We start from the raw sequence: 14,666 nt of genomic DNA, 5'->3' as shown, positions 1-14,666 counted from the left end.
CGGCGTGGCACCGCGCGGCGTGGCACCGCGCGGCGTGGCACCGCGCGGCGCGGCGCGGCACCGCGCGGCGCGAGCAGCGCAGCATGAGCAGCGCAGCATGAGCGCGCCATCTGGTCACTCTCGACGGCCGCCGGCAAGCCAGCCGGTTCGGGTCACAAGCCGTCGGCGGGCTCAATCGAGTCCGGCTCCGCGGCATACGCGTCGCCGTGCGTCACCCGCAGGTAATAGCCATCGGGATCACGCAGGCGGAAGTCGTACAGGCCCCACGACCGCAGCTGGAGCGGCTCCACCCCACCAACGCGAGCGGCACAGTGCTCATACAAAGCGGCCACATCCTCCACCTCGTCGAGCTCCAGCACGACCTCCACCCCGGCACCCCGGGGCATGCCGGGCACGGCCCAGCCGGTATCAGCTATCAGGCCGATACCGAGCACCACATGCCCTCTACGGACCACCGCATACCCCACTCCCCGCCGGGCCAGCCGGAAACCGAGCAGCTCCGAGTAGAAAGCGATCGAAGCATCCATGTCATCGACGAAGAGTTCCATCCGGAGACGCATGCCTCCATGATCCCCACAAAGGATAGGGTTGGTCGATGTTGCTCAGAGTGTTCACCGAGCCCCAGGAAGGCGCCTCCTACGACGATCAGCTGGCGCTGGCACGCCAAGCCGAAGAGTGCGGGTTCGACGCGTTCTTCCGCTCTGATCACTTCCTGCGGAACGGGAACGGCCCCGGTGACGGCCTGCCCGGCCCGACCGACTCGTGGATCACGCTGGCCGGGCTGGCCCGGGAGACCAGCCGGATCCGGCTCGGCACGCTCATGACCTCCGCTACGTTCCGTAACCCTGGGGTGCTGGCGGTCACCGTGGCCCAGGTGGACCGGATGAGCGGCGGCCGGGTCGAGCTCGGGCTCGGAGCCGGCTGGCACGAGCCGGAGCATCTGGCGTACGGGATCGACTTCCCGGACACCGGGACCCGGTTCGACCGCCTGGAGGAGCAGCTGGAGCTGATCACCGGCCTCTGGACCACACCCGTGCACGAGCACTACAACTTCGCCGGCGAGCATTACACGGTGGTCGACTCCCCCGGTCTGCCCAAGCCGGTCCAGGCGCCGCACCCGCCGGTGATCGTCGGCGGCTCCGGGCGGAGACGCACGCCCGCGCTGGCGGCGAGGTACGCCGCGGAGTTCAACGCCGCCTTCACCTCCGTCGAGGAGACCGCCGAGCTGTTCGCCCGGGTGCGTAACGCGTGCACCACCGCCGACCGCGAGCCGGACTCGCTCAGGCTCTCCCTGGCGCACGCCGTGGCCGTCGGCAAGGACGACGCGCAGGTCCGCCGCCGTCTCGAGATCTTCGGTGCGGACGCTCCGTGGATGCGCGACAACGCGCTGGCCGGCACCCCGGCCGAGGTGGCCGACAAGCTCGCCCGCTACCGGGAAGCCGGGGTAAGCACGGTCTACCTGCAGTTCCGGGACATGGCCGACCTCGATCACCTCGACCTGATCGCCGCCGAGGTGCTACCCCACCTCGTCAGGCGCGCCGACGCGCCTGCGCCTCCAGCTCTTCGGTGAACCGCTCGGCACTCCATTCCTCCCGCACCGCCCGCAGCACGAGCTCCGCCTGGGTCACCGGCGCCAGCCCGTCCACCGGCTGGTCCCGATCCAGGTTGGCCGGGAACGCGTACCCCTCGGCCGACGCCGCGACCACGTTGCGCACCGCGCCGGCGTCGGTCAGCCCGCGCAGCACCGGGTACAACGCCACCGACATCGCGAGCCGGTCCACCGACTCCATGGCTCGGCCGAACGCGGACGAGACCTGAAGGAGGTTCGCCATCCGGCGTACATCTGCGGTCTTGTTGGTGCCGGCACCGTGGAAAAGCGCGGGGTTGAAGAAGACCGCGTCCCCCTTGTGCAGCGGAAGCTGCACGTAACCGGCTTCGAAGTACTCGGTGAATTCCGGCTGGTGGAAGGCGATGTAGCCGGCCGGGTACTTCTGCGAGTGCGGCAGGTACAGCGTCGGCCCGGTCTCCACCGGCATGTCGACGTGCGCGACGGCGCCCTGCAGGGTGAGCGCCGGTGACAGCTGGTGGATGTGCGCGGGGTAGCGCAGCGCCTGCTCCTGCGACATGAACCCGAGGTGGTAGTCGCGGTGCGCGACCTGCGCCTTCCCGCCCGGGTTGACCACGTTGATCTGCGAGGTGACCTGGTATCCGGTGCCCAGCCAGGCCTCGCTGACCAGGGCGAGCACGTCGTTGGCGTAGTACGCCGCGAACGCCGCGGGATCACGCAGGGCGAACTTGTCGAGGGCGCCCCACACCCGGTCGTTGGCGCCGGGCGGCGCGAAGTGGTCGCCGCCGGCCACCCCGGACGCCTTCTGGGCGGCGATCATCTCATGGAAGACCTCGGTCGCCCGGTCGATGACGGCCGGGTCGAAAGCGTCCCGGAACACCACGATGCCGGGCCCGTCAGCGAGGGCACGGACGAGTTCGGCCTGCACCGCACGGCGATCGGCGGGCAGCGGGCCGTAGATGGGTACGTTCTGTTCGACGGAGGAGGCGTACGGGTAGTCGCGGGGGTCGGTGGTCTGCTCGACCAGGACCCGGAACTCCTTGAGGTCGCAGTCTGCTGCGGTGAACCAAGTCATGAGCCGAGCGTAGGAATCCACGGACGTCGACGGGCCTTGTGGAAACCCTCAAAACGACCTCAGGCTGGACGGCATGCGGTACCGGATCCGGGAGATCGCCGCGCAGGCCGGCCTGAGCGAGGCCACCGTGGACCGGGTCCTGCACGAGCGCGGCGGGGTACGCGAGAGCACCGTCCACCAGGTGCACCGGGCCGTCGACGACCTGGACCGGCAGCGCGCACAGCTGGTCCTGGGCGGCCGCACCTTCATGATCGACGTCGTGGTGCAGGCGCCGCCCCGGTTCTCGGACGCGGTCCGGGCCGCCGTCGAGGCCGAGTTGCCGGCGCTGCGGCCGGTCGTGTTCCGGGCCCGGTTCCACCGCCCCGCGAGCCCCGATGATCTCCTGGCGGCGCTGGACCGGATACCGCGAACCGGTTCGCACGGCGTGATCCTCAAGGCGCCGGACGTGCCGCCGGTGGTGGCCGCCGTGAACCGCCTCGACCTGCCGGTCGTCACCCTGGTCACCGATCTGCCGGCGAGCCGCCGGGCCGTCTACGTGGGCATCGACAACCGGGCCGCGGGCGCGACGGCCGCGTACCTCGTACAGCAATGGCTTGGTGAACGACCCGGTGACGTGCTGGTCGTACGCGGTGAGGGTGCCTATCGCGGCGAGGATGAGCGTGCGGTGGGCTTCGGCGCCGAGTTGCGCTCGCTGGCGCCGGCCCGGCTCCGCATCGACATCGTCGATGCGGAGGACCGCCCTTCGGCGGTCCATGCGGCGGCCCGGGCAGCCCTGCGCCGGCATCCGGGGATCAACGCCGTTTATTCGATGTACGCCGGAGCCGGCGGAACCACGGCCGTGATCGACGCTTTCCGGGCTGAGAGCCGGTCCTACTCGGTCTTCATCGCGCACGACCTCGACGGCGACAACACTCCCCTGCTACGGCAGCGGCTGATCTCCGCGGTCCTGCATCACGACCTGCGCCAGGACGTCCGCCGGGCCTGCCAGGCGGTGCTGCGCGCACGCAAGGTGATCCCGGGCCCGCAGCCGTGGACGCCGTCGGCGATCCAGATCATCACCCCGCACAACGCCCCACCGGCCCGCCTCGGCCCGGACTGATCTCGTCGAGCGCGACCGGCCGGTGTTCGTCAAGCGACCGGTCGCAGGCCTCGGCGATCCGGGCCGCCTCGACCCCGTCCGTGATCGTGCACGGTGACCGGCGGGCTCCGGCGATGACCTCGAGGAAGGCCGCCAGCTCCGCGCGGTAGGCGGCGGCGAACCGGTCGAGGAAGAACCGGTACGGCTCGGCCGCCGGGATCCGGGCGCCCGGTTCGGTGGAGCGCATCGGCATGCGATCGTCCCAGCCGGCCGCGACGCTGGCGCGGGAGCCGTGCAGTTCCAGGCGGACGTCGTACCCGGCCCCGTTGTACCGGGTGTTGGAGACCACCGCCACGGCTCCGTCGTCGAGGGTGAGCAGCGTGGACACGGTGTCGGCGTCTCCGGCCGCGTAGACCTCGGTCACCTCGCGGCCGGTCACGTACCGGATCACGTCGAAGTCGTGTACCGCGCAGTCGCGGAAGATGCCGCCGGAGGCGGCCAGGTAGGTCGCCGGCGGTGGCGCCGGATCCATCGTGGTGGAGCGTACGGTGTGCAGCCGCCCCAGCACCCCGGACAGCACCGCGCGCCGGGCCGCCACGACGCCCGGGTCGAAGCGGCGGTTGAACCCGATCTGTACGGGCACACCCCGCCCCCGCACCCGCTGCTGGACGGCCACCGCCTCCTCGACGGTGCCGGCGACCGGCTTCTCACAGAACACCGGCACACCGGCCTGGACCGCGGCGCCGATCAGTTCCGCGTGTGCGCCGGTCGCGGCGGCGATCACCACGCCGTCGACGTTCGCCCCCAGCAGTGCCGACGGCGTGGCGGCCGTCTCGACGTCCAGGTCGGCGCTCACCCGTTCGATCGTGGCCGGCACCGCGTCGGTGACCACCACGGAGTCCACGCCGGGCAGGTCGAGCAGCGTCGCCGCGTGCCGGGCGCCGATGCGCCCGAGTCCGATGACGCCGACCCGCATGTCAGTCCAGCCCGCCGGGAACGTGCTGGTCCCAGTCGATGACCGAGCCGGTGACCACGCCGCTGCGGTCGGAGAGCAGGAAGACGACGAAGTCGGCGATCTCGTCCACCCGGCTGAGCCGGCCCATCGGCAGGGTCCGCCCGGCCCGCTCGCGCCAGTCGTCGCCGGCGCCGTGGAACTCACGCTGGGTACGGTCCTCGCCCTCGGTGTCGGTCCAGCCGATGTCGAGTCCGTTGATCCGGATCCGGTCGAACCGGTGCGCGTGGGCGGCGTTGCGGGTCAGCCCGGCCAGCCCCGCCTTGGCCGCCACGTACGGCGCCAGGTACGGCTGGCCGCCCAGCTCGGAGCTGGACAGGATGTTGACGATCGTGCCGCCGCCGCCCCGGTGCAGCATGTCCGCGACGACCGCCTGCATCAGGAAGAACGGCCCGCGCAGGTTGACCGCGATGTGCTGGTCGAACAACTGCGGCGTGGTGTCCAGCAGGGTGCCGCGCGAGGTCAGCCCGGCGGCGTTGACCAGGCAGTCCACCCGGCCGAACCGGGCGATCGCGGTGGCGACGCAGGCCCGGGCGGAGGCGACGTCCGCGACGTCGGCCGGCACGTAGCAGGCCCGGCCGGGCAGTTCGGCGACCAGCGCCTCCCCCGGCTCGGGTCGCCGACCGGTCACCACGACCGCGGCGCCCGCACCAGCCGCCGCCCGGGCGATCCCGGCGCCGACGCCCTGTGTGCCGCCGCTGATCAGCACCACTTTGTCGGCCAGCAGTCGTCCGTCCACATCGACTGGTGTAACACCATGCCCGGCCCGATCCAAGTACCCGGCTAGGCCAGCCCGGTGCGGTACGCCTAGACCACCGCCTGAACCCGGGTCTTGAGGCCCAGTTTCATCAGGATCCGGGACAGGTGGGTCTTCACCGTCGCCTCGCCCAGATACCTCCGGGCGGCGATCTCGGCGTTGGACAGGCCCTCCGCGAGCAGCCGCAGTACGTCCTGCTCGTGCGGGGTGAGCTGCTGGAGCCCGGGGTCGGGCGGGGCCGGCGGCTCGGTCGCGGCGAACGCGGCGATCACCCGCAGGGTCACCGCCGGGTCGAGCAGGCCCTGCCCGGCGGCGACCGTGCGGACCGCCTCGATCAGCTGCTCGGGCGGGGCCACCTTGAGCAGGAACCCGCTGACCCCGGCACGCAGGGCGAGGAACCAGCCGGGCACCAGGATGGCCGGCTGGAAGATCGCCTCCCAGGCGGACTGCCCGGCCAGCAGCGAGGTGAGCACGCCGGCCGCCATCGCGGCGGCGAGCACCACCAGCGAGCGACGCCGGGGCAGCCGCCAGCCGGCCCAGGCGGTGATGCCGATCAGCCCGATCAGGCCGGCGCCGCCGATGTCCGGCGCACCGACCAGCAGGCCGAGCGGGAAACAGGCGACCGCGGTGAGCGCGCCCGCCACCGGGAACCAGGTGGCGAGCAGGATTCCGGCGCCGAGCAGCAGGCCGGGCGCCCACACCGCCGCGGCGTGCGCCGCGAAGACGGCATCGAGGTACGCCTCGGCGACCGCGAGCAGGCCGACCACCGGCCCGAGTATCGCCGGGATCGCCGGGCACCGCCGACTACATCGAGTCGCTGACCCGCGACGACACGATGACCCAGGTCTCGGCGATGTTCCTGCACTACTCGAACATGCTCACCGGGGTCGGGCTGCTGGTCGTACCGCTGCTGGTCCGCGGCGCCCGCGGCCGGGTGCTCACCCTGATCGGCATGATCACCGCGGTGCTCACCATGCAACCGGGTGCCGATGGACGTGGCCGTGCAGATCTCCGACGCGGTGGACGCCAGCGCGCTGCTCAGCCCGTGGCGGGACGTGGCCATGATCGGCTTCCTCGGTCTGCTGCTGCTTTACATCGGCCTGGCCCGGGCCGGGGTGCTCGGCTGGTGGGCCACCGGCGTGTACGTGGTCGCCCTGATCGGCATGTTCACCGTGCCGGTCAGCCCGACCCTGGTGTACGGCCTGGTCTTCACCGGCCTGTTCGCCCCGCTCGCGGTGGTCGGCGTCCGGGCGATCCAGCGCTCCCGCCTGGCCTGAGCCGCCGGAACGGCCGTCCGCGTCGCGGACGGCCGTTCACGGTTACCCGGTGGCGCAGTGACTCACCGCCGCCGGCTGCCGGCGGCGCCACAGCATCGGCACGAGCATCGCCGGGAACATCAGAATGTGCCCCACGGTCATCAGGGTGCCGCCGGAGATCAGACCCATCCAGTACGGGACGAGGAGCGCGACGAACGGCACGTACATCGCGGCGCACATCTCCGCGATGTGCCGCCAGTCGTGTTTGCGGATGCGCATCCACAGCGCCATGCCGATCGCCATGTTCGTGGCCATCACCATCGAGTGCGCGTCCGGATGGGCGTCCAGACCGGGAACCGCGAGGTTCCAGAGCGGTGCGAGGGCGAACATGCCGACCAACATCGCGACGACCATCTCCAGATAGTGGCCGGCGAAGCGGAGGCGGGAAGCGGTCGTTGTCGTCATGGCACCGATCATCCTGGCGGCGTGCCGTGCCGGTCAGGTGCCAGAGGTCATGGTCCAGGTCATGGTCTACAGCAGTCCCAGGGAGCCGGCCCGCAACGCCGCCTGGGTCCGGTCCCGGACGCCCAGCTTGCCGAGCACGTTGGTGACGTGGTTCTTCACGGTCCCCTCGGCCAGGAACAGCGCCGCGGCGATCTCCCGGTTGCTGTTGCCCCGCGCCAGCAGCCGCAGCACCTCCAGTTCCCGGTCCGACAGCGGGTCCACCAGCGGCTTGACTGGTGGAAGCTGAGCGACCCGGGCCACCACCTTGGCGGCCACCGCCGGATGCAGTACCGACTCGTCCCGCACGGCCGCCCGGACCGCTTCGAACAGCACCTCCGACGACACGTCCTTGAGCAGATAGCCGACCGCCCCGGCACGCAGCGCGGCGAAGACGTCCTCGTCCTCGCCGAACGTGGTCAAGGCGATCACCCGGGTCGCCGGGTGATCGGCCCGGATCCGCCGGGTCGCCGCCACCCCGTCCAGCACCGGCATGCGCAGGTCCATCAGCACCACGTCCGGGCGCAGCTCGGCGACCAGGGCCACGGCCTGCTGCCCGTCGGCCGCCTCACCCACCACCTCCAGGTCGGGGCTCACACCCAGCAGCACCCCGAGCGCCTCCCGGAACAGCGCCTGGTCGTCGGCGAGCAGCACCCGCACCGTCATCCGGGCACCTCCATCCGCAACGTCGACCCGCCGCCCGGCACCGACTCGAACGTCATGTGCCCGCCCACCTGGGTGGCCCGCTCGCGCAGCCCGAGCAACCCGAATCCCTCGCCCTCGCCCACGCCGTCCCCGTCGTCACGCACCTCCAGGCGCACAGCGGACGCCCGCGAATAGTCGAGCACCAGCGAAGCCCGCGTCGCCCGGGCGTGTTTGCGCACGTTGGTGAGCCCTTCCTGGGCCGCCCGGAACAGCGACTCCTCCGCCGCGGCGAGCAGCCGCCGGGTCATTCCGGTGACGTCGACCTCGGTCGGCACGCCGGCGGCCGAGGTCTCGTCGGCCAGTGCCCGCAACGCGTCCGGCAGCGGGACGGCCGGCCGTGGCTCGCGCAGGGCGCCGACCGAACGGCGTACCTCCCGAAGGGCCTCCTCGGCCTGCTCCTGCGCCTTCGCCAGCATCTCGTCCGCGCGCTCGGGCCGCGGCCCGAGCAGCGCGCGGGCCGCCTTGATCTGCATCTGCACGACGGTCAGCGCGTGCCCCAGCCCGTCGTGGATGTCGCGCGCCACCCGGTTGCGCTCCTGCGCGGCGGCGAGCCCTTCGACCTGCACCGCGTACTCCCGCAGCCGCGCGTGCGCCCCGGCCAGCTCGGCGCGCGCCTGTTGCTCGCGCACCAGCAGCTTGGTCACCGCGGCCGCGAACACCGCCGCCGCCAGCAACCCGAGCCCCTCCCGCAACCCCTCGTCGAGGGCCATCCCGGCATGGAATAACGGCAGCGACACCACCACGACCACGACCGCCGCCACCGGCAGCAGCAGCACCGCCTGGCTGACCAGGACGACGAGCATCAGCGTGGCACCGAGCGAGGCCTCCGACACCGCGAAGACCGCGAATCCGATCAGGAACAGCACGGCCACGTGCGCATATCCGGCCCAGCGCCCGCCGCGCCGCTGCACCCACTCGAAGCCCAGGGTCGCCACCAGCAGAAACGCGGTGGCCGGCAGCAGCGACGCGGCCGGCCGGTTGTCACCCAGCACATCGACGAGCAGGGTCAGATACGCCGCGACGGTCAGCGCGGCCATGGCCCGTTTCACGGACCCACTGTGGGCCAGGCCCACACCGAAAATCAAACCCTTGCGGGGTACGCGTTCCGGCCGTCCCGGCAAGCCGGACCGTCCCCGCTCTCCGACGCGATCACCTGCCTGGCCCAGGCCCCAGCGCGGCCGCCGGGCCCAGGCAGATGGTTGCGCTCTCCCCCGCCGCGGGAACCTGATCTCCCGCTCCGGTGTCTTCCGGTAGTGAACGCCGACTTTCATCCTGCGGGGAGCGGCGGCCGCCCTCCTGCCATGGTCGGCCGGCTGCTGGCCGGCGGTTTGACCGCCGCCCTTCTGCTGGCCGGGTGCTGGGGCGCCGACGACCCGGCACCGGCCCGTCTGCCGCCGGATGGGCCGGGCCCGGCCGCCGCCGTGAGCCCGTCGCCGGACCAGTGGACCGTCTCGTGCGCGCACGACATCGGCGGCACCGCGCCGGACCCCACGTCGTACCGGGTGGTGCTCGACGCGGTCGCCCTGCCGTCCGCGGTCCTGGAACCGCACGAGTCCGGCGAGCCCGGATGGCTCTTCGCCAAGCACGGCCTGCTCGTGCGTGCCGGCACCGAGGTGGCGATCTCGGTGCCACCGGAGTGGGCCGCCGCCGCGCGGATCGGCTGGGGCAGCCCCGGCCCGGAAGGGACCAGGATCCTCGTACCGGCGTGCCGGGGCGGCCGGAGCGGATGGCTGGCCTTCGCCGGCGGCTACACCGTCCGGAAACCGGCCTGCCTTCCGCTGCTGGTCCGGGTGGACGAACGGGAGGAGCGCACCGCCGTCAGCGTCGGCGTCGCCTGCTGAATCCTCGCCGGCTACTGGCGGGCCTTGAACTCCGCATAGGTGAGCTCCCCGAGAACCGCGCCCGCCCCCGGCACCAGGGTGTCCTCCTCGAGGTCGGCGCCGAAGTACTTCGCCCCCGGGTCGGTGACCACCTCGCGCGGGTCGCCGAGCTTCGCCAGGCCGGCGCGGAAGAACTCGTCCATCCGGTACTTCTCCGGCCCGCCGATCTCGACCGTGCCGTTGACCGGCGCGCCGACCGAGATCCGGCCGACCGCCCGCGCGACGTCATCGGCGGCCATCGGCTGGAAGTACACCGGCGCGAACCGCACCCGGTCCCCGTCGGTGGCCGCGGTGACCATGTTCTTCGCGAACTCGAAGAACTGGGTGGCGTGCACGATCGAGAACGGGATCTCCGACTTCTTGATCAGCATCTCCTGGACGGCCTTGGCCCGGAAGTAGCCGCTCTGCTGCAACCGCCCGGTGCCCACCACCGACAGCGCGACGTGGTGCCGGACACCGGCCGCCGCCTCCGCCGCCAGCAGGTTGCGGGTCGACGTCTCGAAGAACTCCATAACCGCGGCGTCCTCGAAGGACGGCGAGTTGGACACGTCCACGACAACGTCCGCGCCGCTGAGTGCCTCGGCAAGGCCTTCGCCGGTGAGCGTGTTCACCCCGGTGTTCGGCGACGCCGCGACCGCCTCGTGACCGTGCTCACCGAGCCGCGCCACGAGCTTCGAGCCGATTAGTCCGGTGCCACCGATGACGACGACCTTCATGACAACCTCCTGTACGCCGAGCGGCCCGCTGCCGTCCCGTCGCCAGCGTTGACCGGACACCGAAGCGATCTGTGACAGCACCGGGTGTGACAGACCGCACCCTCATCCGGCTACCGGCGAAGGGCTTTGTCCAGCCCAACGTGGGTGCTGTCTGGCGGCCGTTGAGACAGCACTGAGCGTGGGCCAAGCAAGATCCTGACCACGGAAGCCCTCTAGCAGCCGCCGTAACCGGCAGGTGATGCTGTTTCCCGGCGGTCGCGCTGGGGCCGGGACGGGAAGCCTGGTCCGCGCCGGGAGAGTGGGGACGGGGTCGGCTTCGGCGGGACGGCCGGTCACTCGTACCCCGAAAAAGCAGGACCGGAAACGGATCCCGACGTCCATGGACGAGGTGCTCGCCGTCGTGAAGGATGCCGGTGCCGGACAACGCCTACCGCCTGGCCAAGGGCCGGCACGGTGCCGCCCATGCGGCGGGTTGCGGCCGTATAGTCCTTTCCTCGGCGGATCTTCGGGGGAGGCGCGGGTGGGTGCGGTGCCGCGCCGGCTGCGGGCGTACGCGTCGCACCTCGGCCTGCTCGCCGTGCTTTCGCTCGCCGCCGCTCTGCTGGTCACCGGGTTCCCCCGGGCCGCCAACGAGTTCACCGACCAGGGCCTGCGCGAGGAGGCCGCCGGTCTGCCGCTGGTGGCCCGTGACCTGATCTTCAAGGCCGGGCCGGCGACGGCGCTGGAGCTGCCGCCGGACATCGCTGAGACTCGCGCGAACCTCCTGCCCGCACCGCTGCCCGCCCTCGTGCGGGACCACTGGTTCGCGGCCAAGGTGGGCCCGGACGACGTCCGGCCCGACGGTTCCCCGCCGTACGCCGGGAACTGCCGCCCGGAGGTGCAGGTCCGCTACCAGAGCGGCTACGAGTCGGCGCTGCGGCTGGTCTCCGGCCGCCTGCCTCGCCCGGGCACCGGCACCGAGGTGCTGGTCAGCGCCGACGCGACCGAGATCGGACAGCTGCGTGCCGGGTCGACGCTGCGGCTCGGCGGCGGCACGGGCTCGGCTCCGGTCACGGTCGTCGGTGTCTTCGAGCCGCTCCAGCCTTCGTCGCCGTACTGGGACGGCCTCGCCACCGCCCCGCTGGCCTGCCCCGATCCTCGCGAGGCCACCACCGTCCGGATCACGCTGCTCACCGACACCTCCGGCGTCGCCCGGGCGGGACGGGCCACCGGGGTCCTGGATTACGAGTGGCGCTACACCCTGGCCACCGAGCGGTTCCGCGCCGCGGACCTGACGTCCATCATCGCCGCGGTGTCGGCGGCACGCCGGGCCGCCCCGGCCGCGGAGACCTCGCTCGCCACCAGCCTGGACAGCGCGCTCGCCGGCTTCGAGCAGCGGCTGCGGGGCGTACGGGCACTGCTCGCCGTGGTGCGGGCCGGTCTGCTCGCCACCATGGCCGGGCTGATCGTGCTCGCCGCCCGGGTGATGACCGACCGCCGCCGGGAGGAGTTCGCGCTGCTGCGGGCCCGGGGCGCGGCGAGCCGTACGGTGGCGGGCCGGACGTTGCGGGAGACGGCTGTGGTCGTACCCGCCGGGTTCCTCGCCGGGTGGGCGCTCGGCCAGCTGGTGCCGGGCCGGCCGGACCCGGGTGACGGCGCGCTGCTCGTACTCCTGGGTTCGGTGGCGCTGCTCGCGGCGCCCCTGCTGGCCGCCGCCCGGCCCGGCTGGCGCATGTCGGCGGCCCGGCGGCTCACCGCGGAGCTCTTCGTCGTCCTGCTCGCCGTGCTCGGCGTGGTGCTGGCCCGCCGGCGCGGGCTGACCGCCGCCGACCGGGTGGACGTCTACCTGGTGTCGGTTCCGGTGCTGCTGGGAGCGGCCGCCGCGCTGCTCGCGGTACGCCTGCTGCCCTGGCCGTTGCGGCAGTTCGGCCGCGTCGCGGCCCGGGCCCGGGACGCGGTGCCGTTCCTCGGGCTGGCCCGGGCCGGCCGGGTCGCGCTGCACGCCGGCCCGCTCGCCGTGCTGGTGGTGGCGATCGCGACCGGCGTGTTCATCGCCGCGGTCAGCGGCACCGTGGATGACGCGCGGGACCGGGCCACCGATCAGGAGACGGCGGCCGACGCCCGGGTCGACGGCTACGCGTTCGCTCCGGGTACCGGCCGGGCCCTGGCCGCGGTGCCCGGAGTCACCGGCGTGGCGCCGCTGGTGCTGGAGCCGGGTGCCGCGCTCACCGGCGAATCCGGGCGGCGTACGCAGGCTCAGCTGCTCGTGGTGGACGGCCCGGAGGCGGCGAAGGTGATGACCGCCGGGCTGCCGCCGGTCCTCACCGCCCCGGCTGCCGGCGGCCCGGCGCCGGCGGTCGTGTCACCCGAGGTGGCGGCCGAGGTGGGCGCCGGAGGCACCGTCGAGGTCCAGGGCCGCCGGTACGAGTTCCGGGTCGCGGCGGTCGCGGAGGCTCTGCCGACGCTGCGGATCGGCGCCCGCCGGTTCATCGCGCTCCCATGGCAGGCGCTGCCGGTCCCCGCTTTCCAGCCGCTCGTGCCCAGCCGCTTCCTCGTCGCCGGTGACGGCTTCTCGCCGGAGGCGCTGCGCACGGCCGGCGACGACGGCCAGCGGGAGTACCTGGGCGGGGTGCTGGGCCATCCGGTGACCGCGGCGGCGCTGCCGGAACGGGCCACCGTCACGACCTGGGACGAGCACCGGGCCGCGCTGGCCCGTGGCGGCGTCAACGGCGTACTCGGCTTCACGTACACCGCCGGGGCGGCCGGGACGGCGCTGCTCGCGCTGCTGGCGATCGCCCTCACCGTCCTCGCCGACGCACCGGGCCGGGGCCGTACGCTCTCCCGGCTTCGCACCATGGGCCTGTCCCTGCGGCAGGGCCGGCGGCTGCTGGTCTACGAGGTGGTGCCGCTGGTCACGGTGGCCTTCGCGACCGGCGGGCTGGTCGGGGTGCTGCTGCCCCGGCTGCTCGGCCCGGCGCTCGGCCTGGCCGGGTTCAGTGCTGGCGTGGCCGGCCGGGTCCGGGTCGACGCCTGGCTGCCGGGCGCCGCCCTGCTGCTGCTCGCGGCCGCGGTGGGCGTCGCTATCGCGGTGGAGAGCGCGGCGAACCGGCGGATGCGGCTCGGCGAGGTGTTGCGTCTCGGGGCCGGGAACTGATGACATGCAGGCATGCGTATCGGCATCCTCGGGGCCGCCCGGATAGCCGAGGCCGGCATCGTCGCGCCGGCCCGGGCGCTCGGCCACGAGCTCGTAGCCGTCGCCGCGCGTGACCGTGCCCGGGCCGAGGCCTTCGCCAAGGCGCACGGCGTCACCCGCGTCCACGACACATACGCCGAGGTCATCGCCGACCCCGGCGTCGATCTGATCTACAACCCGCTGGTCAACTCGCTGCACGCCGAGTGGAACATCGCCGCGCTGCGGGCCGGCAAACACGTGCTCGGTGAGAAACCGCTGGCCAGCAACGCCGAGCAGGCCCGGGCGGTGCGCGACGCCGCCCGCGACGCGCCGGGCCGGATCGTCGAGGCCTTCCACTACCGGCACCACCCGGTGTACGAACGCCTGCGCGACCTGGTCACCTCCGGTGCGCTGGGTGAGATCCGGCGGGCGGACCTGGTGCTGGCCATCCCCGCACCGGCGGCCACCGATCCGCGCTGGTCGTTCGAGCTGGCCGGTGGGGCGACCATGGATCTGGGCTGCTACGTGCTGGACGCGGCACGCCTCCTGGGCAGCTGGATCGGCGCCCAGCCGCGGATCACCGATGTCGGCGTCACGCTGTGGTCGCCGGAGGTCGACGCTTCGATGCGGGCCGAGATCGCGTACGCCGGCGGGGTGACCGCGCACTGCCGATGGGACATGGCCGCCGCGGAACGGGTGATGACCTGGTCGGTGACCGGCACCGAGGGGACGGCCACCTCGCAGTCGTTCGCCGTGCCCGGCTTCGATCCCCGGATCACCGTGACCCGGCGCGGTGGGACCAGCGACGAGGTGCTGGGCGACCGGACGTCGTACACGTACCAGCTGGCCCGGTTCGCCGAGTCGAGCCCCTCTTTGGACGAGTCCGTGGCCACCGCCGAACTCGTGGACGAGTGCTACCGGCGGGCTAGGCTCACCCCGCGCGGACTCAGCTGACCGGCTGCCGGCGG

General features: G+C 72.9%; 15 protein-coding genes. 6 read left to right on the top strand and 9 right to left on the bottom strand.

Annotation, left to right across the window (positions count from 1 at the left end; all coding sequences use genetic code 11):
* Nucleotides 1-152: 152 nt before the first annotated feature.
* Nucleotides 153-548 (bottom strand): VOC family protein, encoded by a 396-nt coding sequence (locus I4J89_RS24540; RefSeq protein WP_230859469.1) that lies wholly within the window; start codon nucleotides 546-548, stop codon nucleotides 153-155.
* Nucleotides 549-595: 47 nt separating this feature from the next.
* Here I4J89_RS24540 and I4J89_RS24535 point away from each other — a divergent pair, with 47 nt between their 5' ends.
* Nucleotides 596-1,570 carry an LLM class F420-dependent oxidoreductase gene (locus tag I4J89_RS24535; protein WP_196416393.1) on the top strand — a complete coding sequence of 325 codons (975 nt, stop codon included), beginning with the start codon at nucleotides 596-598 and terminating at the stop codon, nucleotides 1,568-1,570.
* Here the strand turns inward: I4J89_RS24535 and I4J89_RS24530 are convergent.
* Nucleotides 1,530-2,642: a phytanoyl-CoA dioxygenase family protein gene (locus tag I4J89_RS24530; RefSeq protein WP_196416392.1), complete on the bottom strand. Its 1,113-nt coding sequence runs from the start codon at nucleotides 2,640-2,642 to the stop codon at nucleotides 1,530-1,532. The genes I4J89_RS24535 and I4J89_RS24530 overlap by 41 nt on opposite strands.
* Before the next feature lie 73 nt (nucleotides 2,643-2,715).
* On the opposite strand from I4J89_RS24530, the gene I4J89_RS24525 reads away from it, so the two are divergent.
* On the top strand, nucleotides 2,716-3,741 hold the full coding sequence (locus I4J89_RS24525) for a LacI family DNA-binding transcriptional regulator (RefSeq protein ID WP_196416391.1): 1,026 nt from the start codon (nucleotides 2,716-2,718) through the stop codon (nucleotides 3,739-3,741).
* Here I4J89_RS24525 and I4J89_RS24520 read toward each other — a convergent pair.
* The 3 genes from I4J89_RS24520 to I4J89_RS49770 form a co-directional block, all read right to left on the bottom strand.
* Nucleotides 3,698-4,696: a Gfo/Idh/MocA family oxidoreductase gene (locus tag I4J89_RS24520; RefSeq protein ID WP_196416390.1), complete on the bottom strand. Its 999-nt coding sequence runs from the start codon at nucleotides 4,694-4,696 to the stop codon at nucleotides 3,698-3,700. The two genes, I4J89_RS24525 and I4J89_RS24520, sit on opposite strands and share 44 nt — an antisense overlap.
* A gap of 1 nt (nucleotide 4,697) precedes the next feature.
* Nucleotides 4,698-5,471, bottom strand: a complete 774-nt coding sequence (locus I4J89_RS24515) for an SDR family oxidoreductase (protein WP_196416389.1) — start codon at nucleotides 5,469-5,471, stop codon at nucleotides 4,698-4,700.
* A gap of 68 nt (nucleotides 5,472-5,539) precedes the next feature.
* Nucleotides 5,540-6,256 carry a LuxR C-terminal-related transcriptional regulator gene (locus I4J89_RS49770; RefSeq protein WP_309238457.1) on the bottom strand — a complete coding sequence of 239 codons (717 nt, stop codon included), beginning with the start codon at nucleotides 6,254-6,256 and terminating at the stop codon, nucleotides 5,540-5,542.
* A gap of 216 nt (nucleotides 6,257-6,472) precedes the next feature.
* Between I4J89_RS49770 and I4J89_RS24505 the strand changes: the two genes are divergently transcribed.
* On the top strand, nucleotides 6,473-6,766 hold the full coding sequence (locus I4J89_RS24505) for a hypothetical protein (RefSeq protein ID WP_196416388.1): 294 nt from the start codon (nucleotides 6,473-6,475) through the stop codon (nucleotides 6,764-6,766).
* A 42-nt stretch (nucleotides 6,767-6,808) separates the two neighbouring features.
* Here I4J89_RS24505 and I4J89_RS24500 read toward each other — a convergent pair whose 3' ends face one another.
* From I4J89_RS24500 to I4J89_RS24490, 3 genes are all read right to left on the bottom strand, one after another.
* Nucleotides 6,809-7,210 (bottom strand): hypothetical protein, encoded by a 402-nt coding sequence (locus I4J89_RS24500; protein WP_196416387.1) that lies wholly within the window; start codon nucleotides 7,208-7,210, stop codon nucleotides 6,809-6,811.
* A gap of 66 nt (nucleotides 7,211-7,276) precedes the next feature.
* The gene (locus tag I4J89_RS24495; protein ID WP_196416386.1) at nucleotides 7,277-7,912 is read right to left on the bottom strand and encodes a response regulator; all 636 of its coding nucleotides are present in this window, start codon (nucleotides 7,910-7,912) and stop codon (nucleotides 7,277-7,279) included.
* Nucleotides 7,909-9,000: a sensor histidine kinase gene (locus I4J89_RS24490; protein ID WP_196416385.1), complete on the bottom strand. Its 1,092-nt coding sequence runs from the start codon at nucleotides 8,998-9,000 to the stop codon at nucleotides 7,909-7,911. Before I4J89_RS24490 ends, I4J89_RS24495 begins: the two co-directional genes overlap by 4 nt.
* Nucleotides 9,001-9,252: 252 nt before the next feature.
* Here I4J89_RS24490 and I4J89_RS24485 point away from each other — a divergent pair, with 252 nt between their 5' ends.
* Nucleotides 9,253-9,792, top strand: coding sequence for a hypothetical protein (locus tag I4J89_RS24485; protein WP_196416384.1), 540 nt, complete (start codon nucleotides 9,253-9,255; stop codon nucleotides 9,790-9,792).
* A gap of 11 nt (nucleotides 9,793-9,803) precedes the next feature.
* On the opposite strand, the gene I4J89_RS24480 is transcribed toward I4J89_RS24485, so the two are convergent.
* Entirely contained in the window at nucleotides 9,804-10,547 is a 744-nt protein-coding gene (locus tag I4J89_RS24480; protein WP_196416383.1) for an SDR family oxidoreductase, read from the bottom strand.
* Between the two features lie 520 nt (nucleotides 10,548-11,067).
* Between I4J89_RS24480 and I4J89_RS24475 the strand changes: the two genes are divergently transcribed.
* Both I4J89_RS24475 and I4J89_RS24470 read left to right on the top strand, forming a co-directional pair.
* On the top strand, nucleotides 11,068-13,680 hold the full coding sequence (locus I4J89_RS24475) for an FtsX-like permease family protein (protein WP_196416382.1): 2,613 nt from the start codon (nucleotides 11,068-11,070) through the stop codon (nucleotides 13,678-13,680).
* A gap of 12 nt (nucleotides 13,681-13,692) precedes the next feature.
* The gene (locus tag I4J89_RS24470) at nucleotides 13,693-14,652 is read left to right on the top strand and encodes a Gfo/Idh/MocA family protein (protein WP_196416381.1); all 960 of its coding nucleotides are present in this window, start codon (nucleotides 13,693-13,695) and stop codon (nucleotides 14,650-14,652) included.
* Nucleotides 14,653-14,666: the final 14 nt, after the last annotated feature.

Origin of the sequence: Actinoplanes aureus (assembly GCF_015704865.1) — a bacterium.
GTDB classification, from domain to species: Bacteria; Actinomycetota; Actinomycetes; order Mycobacteriales; family Micromonosporaceae; genus Actinoplanes; species Actinoplanes aureus.
The sequence above is the reverse complement of the archived record's forward strand: the minus strand, read 5'-3'. Positions and strand labels throughout refer to the sequence as shown.